Source organism: Streptomyces sp. NBC_01214 (assembly GCF_026340975.1).
Lineage (GTDB): Bacteria > Actinomycetota > Actinomycetes > Streptomycetales > Streptomycetaceae > Streptomyces.
On record NZ_JAPEOS010000001.1, the window covers coordinates 3,517,524 to 3,535,512 of the forward strand.

General features: G+C 67.8%; 17 protein-coding genes. 15 read left to right on the forward strand and 2 right to left on the reverse strand.

Translation table 11 applies throughout. The annotated features are described in order from the left end of the window. Nucleotides 1-20: 20 nt before the first annotated feature. From paaA to OG594_RS16565, 6 genes are all read left to right on the forward strand, one after another. Nucleotides 21-995 (forward strand): 1,2-phenylacetyl-CoA epoxidase subunit PaaA, encoded by a 975-nt coding sequence (gene paaA, locus OG594_RS16540; RefSeq protein WP_030830738.1) that lies wholly within the window; start codon nt 21-23, stop codon nt 993-995. Next, complete coding sequence (gene paaB, locus OG594_RS16545) at nt 992-1,318, forward strand: 1,2-phenylacetyl-CoA epoxidase subunit PaaB (RefSeq protein ID WP_030830736.1); 327 nt, start codon at nt 992-994, stop codon at nt 1,316-1,318. The genes paaA and paaB overlap by 4 nt, the downstream gene beginning before the upstream one ends. A gap of 12 nt (nt 1,319-1,330) precedes the next feature. Beyond that, nucleotides 1,331-2,197, forward strand: a complete 867-nt coding sequence (gene paaC, locus OG594_RS16550; RefSeq protein ID WP_252308830.1) for a 1,2-phenylacetyl-CoA epoxidase subunit PaaC — start codon at nt 1,331-1,333, stop codon at nt 2,195-2,197. Continuing rightward, nucleotides 2,191-2,727, forward strand: coding sequence for a 1,2-phenylacetyl-CoA epoxidase subunit PaaD (gene paaD, locus OG594_RS16555; protein ID WP_266599562.1), 537 nt, complete (start codon nt 2,191-2,193; stop codon nt 2,725-2,727). Before paaC ends, paaD begins: the two co-directional genes overlap by 7 nt. Further along, nucleotides 2,727-3,863 carry a 1,2-phenylacetyl-CoA epoxidase subunit PaaE gene (paaE, locus tag OG594_RS16560; RefSeq protein ID WP_266599564.1) on the forward strand — a complete coding sequence of 379 codons (1,137 nt, stop codon included), beginning with the start codon at nt 2,727-2,729 and terminating at the stop codon, nt 3,861-3,863. The genes paaD and paaE overlap by 1 nt, the downstream gene beginning before the upstream one ends. Nucleotides 3,864-4,112: 249 nt before the next feature. Beyond that, nucleotides 4,113-5,018: a LysR substrate-binding domain-containing protein gene (locus OG594_RS16565; protein ID WP_266599566.1), complete on the forward strand. Its 906-nt coding sequence runs from the start codon at nt 4,113-4,115 to the stop codon at nt 5,016-5,018. A 29-nt stretch (nt 5,019-5,047) separates the two neighbouring features. Here the strand turns inward: OG594_RS16565 and OG594_RS16570 are convergent, their stop codons facing one another. Next, a complete protein-coding gene (locus tag OG594_RS16570; RefSeq protein WP_266599568.1) occupies nt 5,048-5,890 on the reverse strand; it encodes a LysR family transcriptional regulator in 843 nt (280 codons plus the stop codon). 72 nt (nt 5,891-5,962) lie between these two features. On the opposite strand from OG594_RS16570, the gene OG594_RS16575 reads away from it, so the two are divergent. The 6 genes from OG594_RS16575 (at nt 5,963) to OG594_RS16600 (ending at nt 12,068) form a co-directional block, all read left to right on the forward strand. After that, a complete protein-coding gene (locus OG594_RS16575) occupies nt 5,963-6,826 on the forward strand; it encodes a PhzF family phenazine biosynthesis protein (RefSeq protein WP_266599569.1) in 864 nt (287 codons plus the stop codon). A 726-nt stretch (nt 6,827-7,552) separates the two neighbouring features. Then, nucleotides 7,553-7,984, forward strand: a complete 432-nt coding sequence (locus OG594_RS16580; RefSeq protein ID WP_252308824.1) for a GNAT family N-acetyltransferase — start codon at nt 7,553-7,555, stop codon at nt 7,982-7,984. 228 nt (nt 7,985-8,212) lie between these two features. After that, complete coding sequence (locus tag OG594_RS16585) at nt 8,213-8,770, forward strand: 2'-5' RNA ligase family protein (RefSeq protein ID WP_252308823.1); 558 nt, start codon at nt 8,213-8,215, stop codon at nt 8,768-8,770. 641 nt (nt 8,771-9,411) lie between these two features. Next, a complete protein-coding gene (locus OG594_RS16590; protein WP_266599572.1) occupies nt 9,412-9,891 on the forward strand; it encodes a hypothetical protein in 480 nt (159 codons plus the stop codon). A gap of 842 nt (nt 9,892-10,733) precedes the next feature. Next, nucleotides 10,734-11,678, forward strand: coding sequence for an endonuclease/exonuclease/phosphatase family protein (locus OG594_RS16595; protein ID WP_266599574.1), 945 nt, complete (start codon nt 10,734-10,736; stop codon nt 11,676-11,678). Nucleotides 11,679-11,795: 117 nt separating this feature from the next. Continuing rightward, the gene (locus OG594_RS16600) at nt 11,796-12,068 is read left to right on the forward strand and encodes a hypothetical protein (protein ID WP_266599576.1); all 273 of its coding nucleotides are present in this window, start codon (nt 11,796-11,798) and stop codon (nt 12,066-12,068) included. 440 nt (nt 12,069-12,508) lie between these two features. Here OG594_RS16600 and OG594_RS16605 read toward each other — a convergent pair whose 3' ends face one another. After that, nucleotides 12,509-13,120 carry a TetR/AcrR family transcriptional regulator gene (locus OG594_RS16605; protein WP_252308819.1) on the reverse strand — a complete coding sequence of 204 codons (612 nt, stop codon included), beginning with the start codon at nt 13,118-13,120 and terminating at the stop codon, nt 12,509-12,511. Between the two features lie 84 nt (nt 13,121-13,204). Between OG594_RS16605 and OG594_RS16610 the strand changes: the two genes are divergently transcribed. The 3 genes from OG594_RS16610 to OG594_RS16620 all read left to right on the forward strand — a co-directional run bounded on the left by OG594_RS16610 (nt 13,205) and on the right by OG594_RS16620 (nt 17,759). Beyond that, nucleotides 13,205-14,071: an alpha/beta fold hydrolase gene (locus OG594_RS16610; RefSeq protein ID WP_266599579.1), complete on the forward strand. Its 867-nt coding sequence runs from the start codon at nt 13,205-13,207 to the stop codon at nt 14,069-14,071. A gap of 366 nt (nt 14,072-14,437) precedes the next feature. Further along, nucleotides 14,438-15,088 (forward strand): hypothetical protein, encoded by a 651-nt coding sequence (locus tag OG594_RS16615; protein WP_252308817.1) that lies wholly within the window; start codon nt 14,438-14,440, stop codon nt 15,086-15,088. A gap of 247 nt (nt 15,089-15,335) precedes the next feature. Beyond that, the gene (locus tag OG594_RS16620; protein ID WP_266599581.1) at nt 15,336-17,759 is read left to right on the forward strand and encodes a SpoIIE family protein phosphatase; all 2,424 of its coding nucleotides are present in this window, start codon (nt 15,336-15,338) and stop codon (nt 17,757-17,759) included. Nucleotides 17,760-17,989 lie beyond the last annotated feature (230 nt).

A 17,989-nucleotide genomic window follows, 5' to 3' on the forward strand; every position in this document is an offset into this window, starting at 1 on the left:
CGACGGGACACGCATACCCCATGAACACCCCCACCGTCACACCATCCGGGCCCCAGGGCCCCGAGGCCACCTTCGAGGACACCATCGCCCGCGACCAGCGCATCGAGCCCCGGGACTGGATGCCCGACGGCTACCGCACCACGCTGATCAGGCAGATCGCCCAGCATGCCCACTCCGAGATCATCGGTATGCAGCCGGAGGGCGAGTGGATCACCCGGGCACCCTCGCTGCGCCGCAAGGCCATCCTCTTCGCCAAGGTGCAGGACGAGGCCGGGCACGGGCTGTACCTCTACTCCGCGGCTGAGACCCTCGGGGCGGACCGCACGGACATGACGGCGCGTCTGATCGACGGCCGCCAGAAGTACTCGTCCATCTTCAACTACCCGACCGAGACCTTCGCCGACGTCGGCGTGATCGGCTGGTTCGTGGACGGCGCGGCGATCTGCAACCAGGTGCCCCTGTGCCGGACGTCGTACGGCCCGTACGGGCGCGCCATGGTCCGTGTGTGCAAGGAGGAGTCCTTCCACCAGCGGCAGGGGTACGAACTCCTGCTGACGATGATGCGCGGCACCGACGAGCAGCGGGAGATGGTGCAGGACGCGGTGAACCGCTGGTGGTGGCCGTCGCTGATGATGTTCGGCCCGCCGGACGCCGACTCGCCCAACTCCGCGCGATCCATGGCCTGGAAGATCAAACGGCACTCCAACGACGAACTGCGACAGCGGTTCGTCGACATGACCGTGCCGCAGGCCCAGAAGCTCGGCGTCACCCTGCCCGACCCCGGCCTGCGGTGGAACGAGGAGCGCGGGCACCACGACTTCGGCGCCCCCGACTGGGACGAGCTGAAGCGCGTGGTCTCCGGCGACGGACCGTGCAACGCCGAACGGATTGCACGGCGCCGGGCCGCCCACGAGGAGGGCGCCTGGGTGCGGGAGGCGGCCTCGGCCCATGCCTCCAAGCGGGCGACCCGGGTGCGTGAAGGAGCGGCGGCATGAGCGGCACCGACCGGACTTCCGCCGGCGGACCCGTCCGCATACGGGACGAGTGGCCGCTGTACGAGGTGTTCGTCCGGGGCAAGCGTGGACTGAACCATGTCCACGTGGGCTCCCTGCGCGCGCCCGACGACGCGATGGCCCTTGTCCACGCCCGCGACCTGTACACCCGGCGCAACGAGGGCGTGAGTGTCTGGGCCGTGCGATCCGACTCCATCGCCGCCTCCACCCTCGCCGAGAAGGATCCCTTCTTCGCGCCCAGCGGCGACAAGGTCTACCGGCACCCGACCTTCTACGACATCCCCGACGACGTACCCCACATCTAGGAGCGGCCGCCAATGAGTCACGAGGATCTGTACGTCGACCACGACAACGCGCAGTGGGCGTTCGGCACCGGATTCACCGACCCCCTGCACGGCATCGACCAGAGGGTGCCGGACGGCATCGACGCCGGAGACCTTGCCGCCTGCTGTCTGGCCCTGGGCGACGACGCCCTGGTGTCCGCCCAGCGGCTCGCCGAGTGGTGCACACGCGCCCCGGAACTGGAGGAGGAACTCGCCCTGGCCAACATCGGCCTCGACCTGCTCGGCCAGGCCCGGCTGCTGTATGCCAGGACGGGACGGGCCGACGGTACGGGCCGCGGCGAGGACGCGTACGCGTACTTCCGTGATCCAGACGGCTTCCGCAACCTACGGCTGGCCGAACTGCCCGGCGGCGACTTCGCCTTCACGATCACACGGCTGCTCGTCATGTCGGTCTGGCGGCTGGCCGTCTTCGAGGAGCTCACCAGCGCTCCTGATCCGGTGCTCGCCGCCATCGCCGCCAAGAGCGTGAAGGAGCTCTCCTACCATTGCCACTACGCCGCGGTGTGGACCGTGCGCTTGGGCGACGGGACTCCCGAGTCCCGTGACCGTCTCAGAACGGCGCTGTTCGACGTCGCGCCCTGGCTGGGAGAACCACTGACCGACCGGACCGCAGCCGGTCTGGGCGCCGAGTCCGCAGTGGTCGCCGACCGGACGCTGCGGCATCTCGCCGACGTCCTGGTGCGAGCGGGATTCGACCCCTCCGAGGTCCTGCCTCTCGGCCCGGCGTCCGCCCCCGCCATACCCGGCTCCGGCCGCGACGGTGACCGTACCGAACACCTGGCGCCGCTCCTCACCGAACTCCAGAGCATCGCCCGCGCACACCCGCAGGCGCAATGGTGACGCTCGCGGAAGCCGGCGAGCACCGCCGAGATGCGGCGCACCGCGCCTGGCGTACCGCCTGCGAGATCCCCGATCCTGAACTGCCCATGCTGACCCTCGCCGACCTCGGAGTGCTCCGCGGTGTCGAGGTGGAGCAGGACGGTACGGTCGTCGTGCGGCTCACCCCGACCTACTCAGGCTGTCCCGCCGTGGCCGAGATGCGGGCTGAAGCCGCCACCCGGCTGCAGGCGGACGGCTTTCCCGCCGTTCGGGTCGTCACCGTGCTCGACCCGCCCTGGACTACCGACTGGATCACATCCCAGGGCCGCCTCAAGCTCGCCGAACACGGCATCGCACCACCGGGGCCTCGGCGCCTCAGCGAATCCGGGCCGGTGTGGCTGTCCCTCGGGCCGGCCCCGGCGGATGTGCCCTGCCCGCGCTGCGCCTCGGTCGATACCGAGGAGATCTCACGGTTCGCCGCAACCGCCTGCTTGGCGCTCCGCCGCTGCGGCACCTGCCTGGAGCCCTTCGAGCACCTCAAGGACCTTTGATGACGATCCCCTCCCGTCCCCCCGTCACGGCGCGGACCCGTCTGCGTCCCACCTTCCACGCCCTGCGCGTCGCAGCGGTTGAGGGGCTGTGCTCCGACGCCGCCGCGCTCACCCTCGCGATACCGGACCGTCTGGCCGAGGAATTCGCGTTTCTCCCCGGCCAGTGCCTCACCGTGCGCCGGGAGATCGACGGCCGCGACGAGCGCCGCTCCTACTCCATCTGCTCCCCCGTCGGGGCACCACCGCGCATCGGCATCCGCGTGGTCCCCGGCGGCCTGTTCTCGTCCTGGCTCGTCCACGGTGTGCGCCCGGGAGACATCCTTGAGGTGATGGGGCCGGTCGGTGCTTTCACCCCCGACCTCAGCGCAGCCGGTCAACCCGGTGATTCCGGTCAACCCGGTGGCCTCGGCCACTTCGTGCTGATCGCTGCCGGGTCCGGCATCACACCGATGCTGTCGATCGCCGCCTCCGTACTCGCCGCCGACGACTCGTCCCGCATCACCCTCCTCTACGGCAACCGGCGCACCGATTCGGTGATGTTCGCGGACGAACTGGCAGATCTGAAAGACCAGTACCCGGCCCGCTTCCAGCTTGTTCACGTGTTGTCCCGCGAGCCGCGCGGGGCCGAAATGCTCTCCGGCCGCCTCGATGCGGCGCGGCTCACCGCCCTGCTCGATGCCCTGGTCGACACCGACGGCGTCGACCAATGGTGGCTGTGCGGTCCGCACGGCATGGTCCGTGACTCCAGCGCCATCCTGGCCGGGCTCGGCGTCCCGGCTGACCGAATCCACCAGGAACTGTTCCACGCCGATGAAGAGCCGCCCGCCGCCCGCCACGAGGTCTCGGCGATCGGTCTCGCCACGAGCGAAGTCACCGTCGTCCTGGATGGCAGGGTCACCACGTTCCCGGCCCCCCGGGACCGGACCGTCCTCGACGCTGCCCAACAGCTCCGCCCCGACCTGCCGTTCGCCTGCAGAGGCGGCGTCTGCGGGACGTGCCGCGCCCTGGTGACCCAGGGCCGGGGGGACATGCGCCGCAACTACGCCCTGGAGCCCGCGGAGGTGGCTGCGGGATACGTCTTGACCTGCCAGACCCGCCCCGCATCGGACGAGCTCACCGTGGACTTCGACATGTGAGCGCGAACAAGTCGACAACGTTCGGTTTTCTCGACGATGAACGATCGGAAACCTGCGCTGGAAAAGGCGCATGCCGTTCGGCACAGTAAGCCCGGGTCAATCAATCGCTCTTTTCGAACAGATGTTCGGTAGGGCAGGTGTAATCCGCCGCCGTCAGCCCGAGTCAACCGCGAGGCGTAGCGTGACATCACACTCTGCGCGTCCGGCACAAGCTCTCCCACGAGAAAGCCAGCTGTTTCAGGCGCTGTCATGTTCGATCTTCACCGGCTCAGACTTCTCAGGGAGCTCAAGCACCGCGGCACGCTGGCCGCCGTTGCTGCTGCCTTGTCCTACAGTCCATCGACCATTTCTCAGCAGTTGTCGCTGCTGGAATCCGAGGTCGGCGTTCGGCTACTGGAACACGTCGGTCGGCGGGTACGCCTCACCCAACAGGCGGAGATTCTCGTCGCCCACACCGAGGCTGTCCTGGAGCGGCTGGAACGCGCAGAGACCGACATCGCGACATCCTTGGCCGATTTGACCGGAACACTCCGCATCGCCTCCTTTCAGAGTGCGGCGCTGGCCCTGGTCCCCACCGCACTGAACTTGTTGAATACCGCTCATCCGCTGCTGCGTGTCCATCTCACTCAGATGGAGCGGGAAAGTGCCATTTCTGCTCTGCTAGCGCGTGACTTCGATCTGATCATCGACGTGGAGTACCCCGGTATTCCCGGTCCCCGGCCCGTAGAGGTGGAGCAGGAGGAGTTGTGTGAGGACACCCTGCATCTGGCTCATCCGGCCATTGGGGGCGTGGCCGACCCCATGGAGGCTCTCCTCAGCCTGGCAGGACAGCCGTGGATCATGGAGCCCGAAGGAACCATGGCTCGCCGCTGGTCGATGGCACTGTGCCGCGAAGCAGGCTTCGAACCCGACATCCGTTACGAGTCCACCGATCACTTCCTGCATCTGCGGCTAGCCGAACAGGGTCATGCGGCCGCGCTGCTTCCGGGTTTGGCATGGCACGGCCGTCCCCCGACCGTCCCCATACAGCCACTGCCACGGGCTCATCACAGACGCAGACTGCTCACTGCCGTGCGTCGCGGAGGCGGCCAGCACCCCACCATCAAAGCCGCCCGACAGGCACTGCTCCAGGCTGCTGAGCAGCTGGTGCTGTGACCGCATGAGCCGCGGGGGCCCTGCTCTTGTCAGGCCAGACGTCTGAGCACGTCTTCGACCGCGTCGATGAGCGGATCGCCTTCAGTGCCTGCCCGCCGTATGAGACCCAGTTCGACGTCAGGAAGTTCTGGCAGGCCGCCGTACGCGGCGGTGCCGGGTTCCACACAGGCGGGCAGTAGAGCCGCAGCGCCGAGGCCGGCCCGGACGGCGGCTTGCACGGCGGCCAGGCTGGTGCTTTCGAAAACAACACGCCATGTACGTCCGTTGGCTTCCAGCGCGTCGAGCACCGGCGTGCGCCAGCGACACGGCAGGGAGAACAGCACGAGAGGGAGGGGGTCAGCGTCTGGATCCAGTCCGGGCCCGACGGCCCATCTCAGCGGCAACCGAATCGTCCAGCGCGGTAGGCCGGGCAGGTAGGACGGATCACACAGGGCGATGTGGATGCGTCCGGAGGAAAAGGCCTCCCTCATGTACGGCCCAGGAGCGCTGACCACTTCCAGCGTCGCTTCGGGGTTAAGGCGGGCAAAATCGGCAAGTGCCTGGGGAAACGGTGCAGCGGCGAGGTCCTCGATCAGTCCCACACCGCAATGACCCGTCACCGTTCGCCTTGTTGCTGTGAGCGCCTGGGCAGACAGGGCCAGGATCCGCTCGGCATAGGGCAGCAATGCCTCGCCAGCCTTGGTCGGGCTCACTCCGGTGGCCGTACGGTGCAGCAGTGGCTGTCCGACGGAGCGTTCGAGCTTCCGCAGCTGCTGGCTGAGGGCCGGCTGGCTGTACCCGAGCGCGGCTGCGGCGCGACTGATACTGCCGAGGCGGGCGCAGCTGACGAACATCCGCAGCAACGACGTCTCTAGATCGCGGTCGAAGGCCATAACCGCACGTTATACGGCCCCCTGTTCATTGGGTAGTTCCATCTGAAGGAGCGAATCATTAGCGTCAGTCCCATGCACTACTTCCACGTCGATGTGTTCAGCTCTCGGCCCTTCAGCGGCAACAGCCTCACTGTCTTCCCCGATGCCGCCCAGCTCAGCAGCGACCAGATGGCGGCCATCACGCGGGAAATGCGCCACTTCGAATCGATCTTCCTGACAGGTGAGGACGCGGGAGACGGAGCTTGGCGGGCCCGCGTCTTCGACCTCGTCGAGGAACTCGACTTCGCCGGCCACCCTGTCATCGGAGCCGCCTGCGTCCTGCACGCGCTGCACGGCAGTGGCGACCGTGAGACGTGGACGATGAAATTGAAAGCCCGCACGGTGGAGATCACCACACACCGGCGTGGTCCTGGGCAGTACGCGAGCGTGCTGGATCAGGGCGCTCCCTCCTTCCTCGGCCAGCCGGACCGCAAGGACCTGGCGTCTTGGTTTTCGCTGAATGAAGAAGACCTGGATGCGGATCTCCCGCCCGAGGTGGTCTCCACCGGCCTGCGCTACCTGGTGCTGCCGGTACGCAGCGGCGCACTCGAACGGGCCCGGATCGCTTTCGATCTCGACACGCCGCTTTCCAGTCTCGGCGCACAGTTCGCCTATCTCCTCGATGCCGACACCTTGGAGTCACGGCACTGGAACAACGACGGCATCGTCGAGGACGTGGCGACCGGAAGCGGAGCAGGATGTGCCGCCGCCTATCTGCGCCGCCACGGCCGCATCCGCGACGGGGAAAAGGTGGTCCTCAGACAGGGCCGGTTCACTGGCCGTCCCAGCCAGATGACGATCAGCGCGCAGGGCCCAAGCGGGGACGTCCGCTCGGTACAGGTCGGCGGCGAAGTCTCGTTCGTCGCGAACGGACGTTTGGAGGAGCTGCCAGCATGAGCGGCTTGCTGCAATACTTCCGGTCCGACAGCCGTCGTCTGGTCGCTGTCGGGTGAACCCATCCGGGGGAGCGGGCCAGATTCGACGCCATCTTTTTGCGGAGTCGGTCACGACTTCTCTCTGACGGCTCGGCCGGTAGAGCGTCGGCGATGTCACGTAAAGGATGCCGCGTCCGGCAGAGCAGTTTCTCGACCTGAGGATTCAAACTGGCGGCCCATTCAGACCGCCCAGCGCCGTCTGGCGGGTTCGGCCGCTTTGGTATATCGCTGCACTGCATCTCCTGATGTCGCCCGCGGCCACGACGTCACCACGCCTGCGAAGGTTTGGAAGACGACTGTCGCTTCGCAAAAGCGCTCCGCCTCCACCAGCGCGTAGGCAAGCGTTCAGGTCGACGAGGTGGACGCGTGCTGCAAGAACCCGGGGCTGAGACAGAGCCGGGTTGCCCGCCCCAGCGCTACGGTTTCCCTCGGCGTCTCGGCCGACACCCTCGGCAGCCAAGCGCTCAAGCCGGCCTGCCACCATAGGAGGCGGTCGCGCCGAGAGTTCCCCCAGCCAGTGGCACTGGCACAGCAAACGTAAGCCGCATCTCGTCAGAGGAAGACCCATGCTCAGATTCCTAGCCGCCGAAGCCGATTCGACGTCCATAAGAGCAGGACAACACGGGCCGGACTCGGATGCCGAATTCCGCGCCGGTTGGTCAGTTGCACAGACTGGATCAATACACTCATGAACGCTGAACTTCCTACCGGATATGAGATATCCGCAGACCCCACCCGCCTCGATCCTGCGCTGATCCACCAGTGGCTGTCACAGGACTCCTACTGGGCCGTTGGTCGATCCAGGGAAAAACAGGACATGGCGATCGCCTGTTCCCTCAACTTCGGCGTCTACGACAGCGTCTCAGGCGCCCAGGTCGGTTATGCCCGTGTTGTCACTGACTCGGCCACCTTCGCCTGGTTGTGTGACGTCTACATCGCACGCGACGCACGTGGCAAGGGCCTGGGAACCGCTCTGGCCACTGCGATCCGGGACCATCTTTCTCCTTACGGCCTGCGTCGAATCCTGCTGGCCACGGCGGACGCGCACGCGGTCTACGCCAAGGTGGGCTTCGCATCACTGGAGAAACCGGAGAAATGGATGACTCTAGGGGAGCAGTGAGCCCCCAAGCACCTCGGCGAAACGGGCCTCCAGCCGCGATACGGGGAACGCGAGACCGGACCAAGGCAGGCGGTACGAGCTGCCGCAATACGGTGCGCGGGGAAGCCAAGCGCCTCGCCGTAGTTGCGGTTCGACGGATTCGGAACACCGCTCCGCCGACTCGTCCCAACACGCTGCGACGCTCTTCGGCGTGTGGTCCTATGAGACCGGACGGGATCAGGGAGAGGCATGCCGGAAGACCAGTCGGGCCTGTATCAGGCAGGCGAAACGTTGCTGTTGGTCAAGGTGCCCGAAGCCGAGCCGCTCGTGGGCGGATGGCGCCGGCGGTTCGACTCCTCGGCCGGAGCCAGGCTTCCGGCGCACGTGACGGTGCTCTATCCATTTCTGGACCATGGCCGCATCGATGCCGACGTGCTCGGCGCGCTCGAATTACTCGTTGGTGCCCACGGAGCCTTCGACATCCGGTTCGAATGCTTCGGGCGGTTCCCCGACGTGCTCTTCCTGGTGCCGACACCGGGGGGTCCGCTGCGGGCTCTTACTCAAGCCGTCTGCGAACGATGGCCGGAGGTCCCGCCCTATGGGGGCCGGTTCGTCGAGGTCGTCCCGCACCTGACGGTGGCCCATGGTCAGGAGCGGAGCGTATTCGACGAGGCCGAGGCCGCCCTCACCGGCCGTCTGCCGGTCACCGCCCGCGTTTCGGCGGTTCAGCTTTTGGTTTGCGACGGCGAGTCCTGGCATGAACAGGCGGCCTTTCCCCTGCTCGGTCGAGGTGAATCATGTCGATGAGGTCGTCGCGGCTGGTGAGGTTGCCGTACCGAAGGTCGCAATCCGCCAGAAGGGGTACTTGGAGTTGGATTGTTCCGGACGGGCTGTGGGAATCGCGGAGCCGCTGATCCCACCGTCAAAGGTGCGGCCGCAGGGCGGGCGCCGGCACGAGCGCATCATGGGCCCGGCGCGCGGCGGGCTACCGCCTCGTACAGACGCCACTCGGCCCCGTGCGGGCCTCCGACACCTGCCTGGCCAGCACCGAGACGCCGGGCAGCAGCACCCTGCGTCTGTCGTTGGCCATTTCACGACGCGCATACCCCCGAGCCTCCATCCGGGATGGCTATAGCGCTGATGGCGGCAGTCGTCAGCACGGGGCCGACGACCTGACCCGTGCTCATGAGTCCCTGATGCCCCAGCGTTCCAAGCAAATTAGGTGTATCTGGTTGATACTGATCCGGCTTGCTGCAGCGCTGCCTATCAAGTCGATCGCCTTGCTGAGGTCGGTCATTTCCCCCGTCAGCAGGCGAGGGAGGTCGCCCCCCTCCCTACGCGCGAGTCTTCAAGCAAGTTGATATGTAAAGAGTTTGACTATTTGATGGAGGTCGGCTCTATTCTTCCATCCAGGAGGCGACCCCCTTGCATGCCGTATAGGCCCCGCTGTGGGCACAGCGGTTCTGCGTCACGCGTGGTTCTTCTTCGGTTTCCTCTATGAGGAGATCGTCGATGTCCCGAACATGATGATGGGCGCACATGCTGTGGAAGCCCAGTCTTTGTGGGACCCGTATCATTCGGTCACCAACCCGGTCTTCTACTATGCGATCGTGGCTGTCCCGGTACTGGGCTCGCTGGCCTTTCTCTGGCTGAAGCGGGGCGGGCTGTCGCCCGCGAACCAGACTCGCCTGCGACTCGCCACCTGCGGCCATCTCGCTATGGCCGCGCTCACCTTCGTCGCCGTCACGCAAATCAACGGCACGCTGTATTTCGGGCCTCCGATCAACGACCCGGCGCGCGTCGGCACACTTGCCTGGGCCTGGTTCGGAGTCAACGCTCTGCGCATCGGGGCCACAGCCTTCGCCACGGTCAAACTCCTCGACTTGTACCTGAACATCCGCGGTACGTCGACACGTTATCCCGCATGACCTGCCTCTCGACTGCCCACCACCGAGGTATCACGGCAGCCGCGTCAACGGGATACACCAGCCCGCAGGCCAGGGCCGAAGCTGGCTCTCACCGTGGCAGCGTGCATTGACGATCCGGCGCGGGCTCGGGCATCGGCTGCTTCCCCGCGGGGTGCCCCGTCGCGATCGTCAAGGGGCTGGAGGTGGTCACGGCTGAAGCGCCAGGAACGCCGGGCCGGCCGCGTTCGCGCTGCAGATCAAGCCTCGCCACGATCGGGAGCTTTCCTTTCGCAGGTTGGGGGCCACCACGTAAGGGCTGTCCTTCCCACAGCGGGCGGGTAGGCACGGCGGGCTGCCGCATGGTGCTGGAGGCCGGGCGCGGCCGAGCTGGTTGAAGGGCGACAAGGTGGCGGACCCACTCCTCACGATCGGTGGCGTCACCGGGTGACAACCCGCGTCGCGCCCACCTCCGTGGCATCCGTGGAACTCTTCGAAGCCGTGGATCAACGTGAGTAACGTGACGGTGGCGACGGGCCGCTCACGGAAACCGTCAGCGCCTGAACCTGACTTGAGGCTAACGTTCGATTCTCTCGACGATGAATGATCGGAAACTTGCGCTAGAAAAGGTGCTGGCCGATCGGCACAGTAGCTCCGAGTCGATCAACTTGTCGGCTCGCTGGAAGTCGGCGCCAGAGCGTCCCCCGCTGGCGTTGTCACACGACCAGCAGGTCGTACAGGAACCGCAGGGCCGACCTGGGCAGAACGACATCTGATGGTTGTTGACGGTGCCCAAATCGTCCAATTCGGGGATGAGGCTACGGGCGACGCGAAGACGACTCTCTTCTCTCTTCAAAGGTGAACGCATGAGCCAGCATGTGACAGTCCTGTGCTGGAACCTCAAACGCAACGGTGCTGGTGACACCACCAAGCGGCGGCGTGCTCACGAGCTGCTGGCATCCCTCGACCCTCACCTCGTCCTCCGCCAAGAGATGGATGGTGCTGCGGCGGACGGCAACCGGATCATGTACGAGGTTGAGGCTGTCCTTGGCTTGCGCGGCTGGCTCGGCCCCCGAGCCTGCACGGCCGTCTTCGCGAACCCGACGCTGTTCCAGCCGCTGAGGGAGTGTGAGGACGTCGGCCCTGTTTGGGTTCATCCACCCACGGTTGCGGTCTTCCGCTTCACACCAGGCGGCAGCCAGTCCCTGCCCCTTGTTGTGGCTTCTTATCACCTGAACCACGCCTCGGCCACAACCCGCCAGGCCGAGGTGGAGCGGCTGACGAAGTGGGCCGACCGCAAGTGGACGATGCCGGACGGCGAGCGGATGCTGATGCCTGCCCTCATGGGCGGTGACAACAACTCCTACCCGGTGCCCGGTCTGGAAGGGGACCTCCCCCTGCCGGATTTGGAACAGATCGCCGACCGGCCGCACCGGCTCCACCGCTCCCACATCGGCCCCGATGGGCAGCGGCTGTTGGACACCTGCCCTGACGAGGCTCTGCGCACCGCCGGCCTGGAGGACGTGGCCCGCTATTGGGCGAGCACCCGCGATGGCGACAAGGCAGCCGCGTCCCGCACGATGAACGCCAGTCCGACGCACGGCCCGGACACGCGGATCGACAGGATCTACGCCACGCCCGCCCTACTCGGAGCGGTGAGGGATTTCGACGTGATCGAGGTCGAACCGGGTATATCAGACCACCACATCGTCCGTCTGACCCTGGACGCCGACCGCCTGACCGACGCCCTCACCTACCGGCCCCGGAGGCAAGCCGCGCCAGCTGTAGGATCCGAAACGATCGACGACTGAAGCGCCCAGCTTACGACCAAACCGGGACCGGCGCCTGCCGTGGGCCGGCCGCGCTCGGCACCATGCCCGCAAGATCACGTCCATGGGTATTGCCGACGTAAGCCCCAAAGCCGGCACATGGAGGCCGCGGCGACCGACGACGCGCTGGCTCTGTTCGTGCTGCTGATGCAGGTGAGGCTGATCAGCGCCGCGCGCCGCGCGCCGGACCGGGACTGGGTGGCGGCCCGGGGCCGAGTGGCGAAGGCGTCACGGATGCTCGATGGGGTGTTCCGGCTGTGGAGCGAGCAGCAGGACCTGGTTGCCGAGAGCGGCGCGGATCTGGATGCGGGCGCGATGTGGCGGGCGCTGGAGACGGAGATCGGCCAAGGGGACCATCAGAACAGCCATTAACGCTAAGCACTTGATCTTGCGAGAGCAGGACCCCGGCGGGAAGGCGTTCGCCGGGGTCGCCGGTCGCCAGGTCATCCAAGGGGAGTGGCTCCGGCGTTTGGGTGGGGCTGGGCCTGGAGCCGGTCGCGGAGGTCGATCTCTTCGGGGGTAAGCGGCTCCCCGGGGCGGCGGATGCGGACGGGCTTGGGCCGAAGCGGCAGGCCGTGGTCTGCGACGGCATGTTCAGCTTCTGCGAGTGCTCGGTAGAGGGATGCGACGGATGGGGACTTGCCTGCGTTCTTCCCAATCTTGATGGTGAGCTTCTTCGCGATGTCCGGGACGGGGACGCCCTTGTCCTTACAGTGCGACGGCGAAGGTGTACGGCCCGCCGGAGAAACGCGAGGTCGCCTGGTACCTGGTGGATCGGGCAACCGCGCACAGGATCGGCGGACGGCACCCGCTCAGTTCCCGTTCCGCACCAGCAGCCCGTCCACCAGGTGCTCCAGTGCCTCCGTCATCTCCGTGCGGGTGGCCCCGGGATCGTCCGCGTGCGCGACCATCAGCGCCGCCTCGTCCAGCGCGCCGAGAAGGATGTGGGCCAGCGGCGGTACGGGCCGGGGGGCCAGCGCCCCGGCCGCCATCGCCGCCTCCAGGGCCGCCGTGATCACTCCGAGGCCGTGCTCCTGGCCGATCTCCCGCCACCGCCGCCAGCCCAGCACCCCTGGGGCGTCCAGCAGCAGAACGCGTTCCACGTCCGGCTCGGCGAAGGCGTCGAGAAACGCGCGCGCCCCCGCCTTAAGCGCCTGCACCGGATCCGTGGCGGTCGTCATGACCTGCCCGGCGATCCGCTCGGTCAGCTCCGCCTCGACCGTCTGCACCGTGGCGTCGAACAGATCGTTCTTGTCCCGGAATTGGTGGTAGAGCGCCCCCCGGGTCACCCCGGCGGCCCGGACGATCTCCTCGGTCCCCACCCCCGCGTAGCCGCGCTCGCCGAACAGCGACCGGGCGGCGGCGATGAGAGCCGCCCGGGTCGCCCGGGAACGCTGGGTGTGCTTGGTGCCGGTCGATTCCATCCTGCCCCCTTGAGTTCCGTACAGCCTGTATGCCACTCTACATGCATACAGTCTGTACGTAATTTGCCCCGAAGGGTGCCCGCCATGCCACAGCTCACGCTTGACCAGGGAACCGTCCACTACCGGGACACCGGAGAAGGCGAGCCTGTGCTGCTTCTGCACGGGTACCTCATGGACAGCAGGCTCTGGGAACCGGTCGTCGCCCGGCTCGCCCCGGACTTCCGGTGCATCACCCCCGACCTGCCCCTCGGTGCCCACCGCACCCCGATGAACCCCGGCACGGACCTCAGCCTCCCGGGGATCGCCCGGCTGGTCGCGGATTTGATCGTCGCGCTCGATCTGCCCCGGGTGACCCTGGTCGGCAACGATCTCGGCACCGCCGTCGCCCAGCTCGTCGCCGCCCGTCATCCCGAGCGGATCGGGCGTCTCGTCCTCACCAACGGCGAGTGCTTCGACAACTGCCCGTCACCCTGGTTCAGATCACTTGTCCCCGCCTCCAGGGTGCCCGGTCTGCTCACCCTGGTTTTCCAGGCCCTGCGGCTGCGTGCCGTTCGTCGCATGCCCTTCGGGTTCGGCCTGCTGACCAGGGGCGCACTGCCCCACGATCTGATCGACGACTGGCTGGGGGCCTTCTTCGCCGACCCCGGCGTCCGGCGCGACTGCGTCAAGGTCACCCGTGGGATCGTCCCCACGGCCCTGCTCGAACCGGCAAGGCGGCTCGCCTCCTTCGACCGGCCCACCCTGCTGGCCTTCGCCCGCGAGGACCGGCTCTTCCCCTACGCGCACGGCGAGCGACTGGCAGCGATCGTGCCCGGCGCTCAGCTGGAGACCATTCCCGACAGCCGCACCTGGGTGATGCGCGACCAACCCGATCTGACAGCCCTGCTCATCAGCGAGTTCATCCGCAACACCCCCACCGGCGCCACACCGGCGGACGCCACTCCCGCCTGATCCTGGTCCAGGACCCACTGCCCGTGACGCGCCCTAGTGACCGGGTTTTGAGGTGTGGGCTCGCCCCATGAGTCGTGTTCTGTTTCAGATCATGTGGGTCCGGTGTCCTCATGGCATGGGCGATAACAGGCTGCCACCACTGGTGCTGTCGGAAGCTGAGCAGCTGACACTGCAGAGCTGGGCCAGACGGCGCCCCTCTCGGCGAGACGGACTGCGCGACGGCCTGTGAACACCCGCCTACGTCTGGCGATCACAGAACGGAGACATGCCCGTCCCGACGCCCCCGCCACCCCGGCTGGCGGGCGAGACTGCTTCCCGCCCGCCCGTCTAGGCGTCCGGCCGCGCCCACTCCGATCGAGGGAAACAATGTCCAGAACGCCCATCGCACTCGCCTCGCTGACGTCGCTGGCGGCGGCTGCCGCACTGCTGGCGACCGGCTGTGCGGGAAGGGCCGACGGCGTGGAAGCCAGCGGCTGCCGGGACGACGGAGGCTGGTCAGCGCAGCAACAGGCGCAGTGGCTGCGCTCCGCCGTGTCATTCGATGAGGACGCGTCCGGCGAGGAGGCAGTCGTCGAGGTCCGCCCGCGGGGCACGGCCGACGGCCGGCCGCTGTGCGCACCAGTCACCGTACAGGTCCAGTTCTGGCGGCTCACCGCCACGGCGTCGGGCAACGAACTGAGTCCGGCTCTTCGAGTGCAACTGGGAACGGATGGAAGCGAGAAGCGGCTCTTCGGGCTCCCGCCGGGCCTATCCGCTGCGGAACGCGACGCATGCACCGGCGTCCTCATGGCCGTCTACGCCGGCACCCCCCTGACCGCCGATGAACTGCCCGAAGGAATCGACCGCCTAGGCGGCGACGGGGTACCGGAGGTGACGTTCCGGACCGACCGGCTCGCTGCTCACCGGCTGATTTCGCCGCCGGACCGGGAGCGGTGTGAGGCGGACACCGGGGCGGCGGAAAGTGCCACGACCGCCCCCTCCGCCACCTCAAACCGATGGGGCCTCGACCATCGATGAGCGGCCCCGGCGAGGCCCGCGGAGTCACAGCAGGGCAGAAGCCGTCTCCCAGCCCTCACGACACACGATCACGCGCCGGAGCGGGCCCTGTCTGCGGCCGGCAACGCCTGCCGTAGAGCGGAGTACCTGCTGTCGTGGGCCCGCGTGCCCTCGACGTCCGTCCAGGTCACGGGAGTGACAGCGCGTACTCGGGCGGGTCCGGCGCACAATGAGTACTAACACTGGTGCCGTCGAGAAGGATGAACCCGTGGACGAGCGCAGGGCCGCATCGGTGAACCGGGGCCCCGCCGCAGCGGCGGCGGACGCCGGAGGGCTGGTCACCGCGTGGAGCGACGCGGCCCGCCGCCTGCTCGGCTTCGAGCCCGGGGACGTGATTGGCTGCTCCGTGGCGGATCTGCTGGCCGAACCACTGCCGGTCGATGCCCTGCGCAGCCTGGCCGAGCCGGACGAGTGGAGCGGTACGGTCGTGGTGCAGCACCGGGACGGCCACCCCGTCGAGGTGCGGCTGGACGCGCACCCGCTGCTCGACGGGGCCGGTGCCGTCCACTGGTTTCTCACGGCCACCGTGCCAGAGCCGGCGGCGCAGCTGCAGAAGTGGGCGCTGGAGCAGTTCCCCGTCCCGGTGGCCCTCTTCGACCAGGACGGGCTCGCGGTGTCCACCAACTCCGCGATGGAGGGGGTGATGGGTAGGCCCTCCAGGGATCTGCTCGGCCGTCGGGTGGGCGAATCGGTCGACGGCCTGCGGCGCCTCCCCGGCTTCGAGGGCCTTGGTGACGCGGTGCAGCGGGTCCTGCGCACGGGCGAGACCATGCCGTACGAGGCCTGGCTACACGTCCCCGGCGAGCCCCGCGAACACGCCTGGCTGGTGTCCCTCAGCCCGCTGAAGGACAATGCGGGCCGGATACGAGGCTTGTGTCTGGCGGCCATGGACAGTACAGAGCAGTTCCTCGCCCGGCGCAGACTGAGCGTCCTCAACGAGTCCAGCGTTAGGATCGGCTCCACCCTCGACGTGGCCCGCACCGCCGAGGAACTGGCCGAGGTGTACACGGCGCACTTTGCTGACTTCGCTCTCGTGGACCTGCTGGAGTCCGCGCTGGCCGGGGACGAGACGGGCGCTATGCCCGATGCTGCGCCCGTCTTCCGTCGCACCGCCTGCCGGTCCGTGCTAGAGGGCTGTCCCGAGGTGACGATCCCCGTCGGTGCCACGCACGGCTACCGCAAGGACTCGCCGCAGGGACGCGTGCTGACGGACGGCCGCGGTCTGTTCCACGCCGTCGACGAAGCCGGGCGGCGATGGTGGGCCGCGGACTCCCCTGACAGTGTCCGAAGCATCGACACCCACGGCATCCATACCCTGTTGGTGGTGCCGCTGCGGGCCCGCGGCATCACGCTCGGCCTGGCGATCCTCGGCCGCCACCGGACACCGGAACCCTTCGACGACGACGATCTGCTGCTCGCCAAGGAACTCGCAGCACGCGCGGCGGTGTGTGTCGACAACGCCCGCCGCTACACACGGGAACGCGACACGGCACTCGCCCTCCAGCGCAGTCTGCTCCCGCAGCACGCACCCAGACAGGCGGCCGTAGAGGTCGCCTCCCGTTACCGGCCAGCGAGCTCCCGCGCAGGCATCGGCGGCGACTGGTTCGATGTCATCCCCCTATCCGGAGCCCGGGTGGCCCTCGTCGTGGGCGATGTCGTCGGCCACGGGGTGCAGGCGTCCGCCACCATGGGTCGGCTCCGCACCGCCGTACGCACCCTCGCCGACGTCGACCTCGCCCCCGACGAACTGCTCACCCAGCTCGACGACATCGTCCTGCGCCTGGACTCCGAGCGGACACAGGATGCCGCCGAGGAACCACCGAGCCCGGGCGAGGTCGGAGCCACCTGCCTCTACGCCGTCTACGACCCCGTCTCACGCCGCTGTACCATGGCCCGCGCCGGTCACCCTGTCCCGGCCATGGTCACCCCTGACGGCAAGGTCTCCTTCCTCGACCTGCCGATAGGACCCCCCTTGGGGCTGGGCGGTCTGCCGTTCGAAACCGCGGAGTTCGACATCTCCGAGGGCAGCATCCTCGCCCTCTACACTGATGGCCTCGTCCACGCCCCCGACCGCGACCTCGACGACGGACTCGCGATGCTCCGCCGGGCCCTCGGCGGCCCCGGGCGTGCACTGGAGGAGATCTGTGACGGAGTCCTACGAAGTCTGGTGCCCGACCGGCCCGCCGACGACGTCGCACTCCTCGTGGTCCGTATCCGTGCGCTCGAAGCCAGCAGGGTCGCCGTCTGGGACGTACCCGCGGACCCTTCCTCCGTCGCCCGCGCCCGTGCACTGGCCTGCGAGCAACTGGCCACCTGGCACCTGGAGGACCTCGGCTTCGTTACCGAACTCGTCGTCAGCGAACTCGTCACCAACGCCATCCGTTACGGCGGATCCCCCATCCAACTGCGCCTGATCCTTGACACAGCGCTCATCTGCGAGGTCTCGGACTCCAGCAGCACGGCCCCCCACATGCGCCGGGCCCGCGTCTTCGACGAGGGAGGCCGCGGTCTACTGCTCGTCGCCCAGCTCACCCAGCGCTGGGGCAGCCGCCACACCCGCACGGGCAAGACGATCTGGGCCGAGCAGGCCCTGCCCACCGGACGCGCGGAGAACGGGCCTCAGGCACCGTAAGCGACACAGGATCCAGCCGAGGCGCCGTAGGCGGTGGTGGGGGAAAGCCACTCGCGCGGCGATGAGTTCCGTCGTGCGCCGGGTCCATGTGGACGGAGATGTGTTTCCAACCCCTGGAACATCCAGAAGATGTGATGGGCAAAGTGGTCATGCACAACGTCGTCTCCTACCTGAGAGTCCGGTAGGTGCGGGCCGCGAACGAGCGGCGCTAGGCCGCCGGGGGCGTGGGT

Coding starts and splice junctions, on each gene's coding strand:
- paaA (WP_030830738.1), top strand. CDS start 21: ATGAACACCCCCACCGTCACACCATCCGGGCCCCAGGGCCCCGAGGCC.
- paaB (WP_030830736.1), top strand. CDS start 992: ATGAGCGGCACCGACCGGACTTCCGCCGGCGGACCCGTCCGCATACGG.
- paaC (WP_252308830.1), top strand. CDS start 1,331: ATGAGTCACGAGGATCTGTACGTCGACCACGACAACGCGCAGTGGGCG.
- paaD (WP_266599562.1), top strand. CDS start 2,191: ATGGTGACGCTCGCGGAAGCCGGCGAGCACCGCCGAGATGCGGCGCAC.
- paaE (WP_266599564.1), top strand. CDS start 2,727: ATGACGATCCCCTCCCGTCCCCCCGTCACGGCGCGGACCCGTCTGCGT.
- OG594_RS16565 (WP_266599566.1), top strand. CDS start 4,113: ATGTTCGATCTTCACCGGCTCAGACTTCTCAGGGAGCTCAAGCACCGC.
- OG594_RS16570 (WP_266599568.1), bottom strand. CDS start 5,890: ATGGCCTTCGACCGCGATCTAGAGACGTCGTTGCTGCGGATGTTCGTC.
- OG594_RS16575 (WP_266599569.1), top strand. CDS start 5,963: ATGCACTACTTCCACGTCGATGTGTTCAGCTCTCGGCCCTTCAGCGGC.
- OG594_RS16580 (WP_252308824.1), top strand. CDS start 7,553: ATGAACGCTGAACTTCCTACCGGATATGAGATATCCGCAGACCCCACC.
- OG594_RS16585 (WP_252308823.1), top strand. CDS start 8,213: ATGCCGGAAGACCAGTCGGGCCTGTATCAGGCAGGCGAAACGTTGCTG.
- OG594_RS16595 (WP_266599574.1), top strand. CDS start 10,734: ATGAGCCAGCATGTGACAGTCCTGTGCTGGAACCTCAAACGCAACGGT.
- OG594_RS16600 (WP_266599576.1), top strand. CDS start 11,796: ATGGAGGCCGCGGCGACCGACGACGCGCTGGCTCTGTTCGTGCTGCTG.
- OG594_RS16605 (WP_252308819.1), bottom strand. CDS start 13,120: ATGGAATCGACCGGCACCAAGCACACCCAGCGTTCCCGGGCGACCCGG.
- OG594_RS16610 (WP_266599579.1), top strand. CDS start 13,205: ATGCCACAGCTCACGCTTGACCAGGGAACCGTCCACTACCGGGACACC.
- OG594_RS16615 (WP_252308817.1), top strand. CDS start 14,438: ATGTCCAGAACGCCCATCGCACTCGCCTCGCTGACGTCGCTGGCGGCG.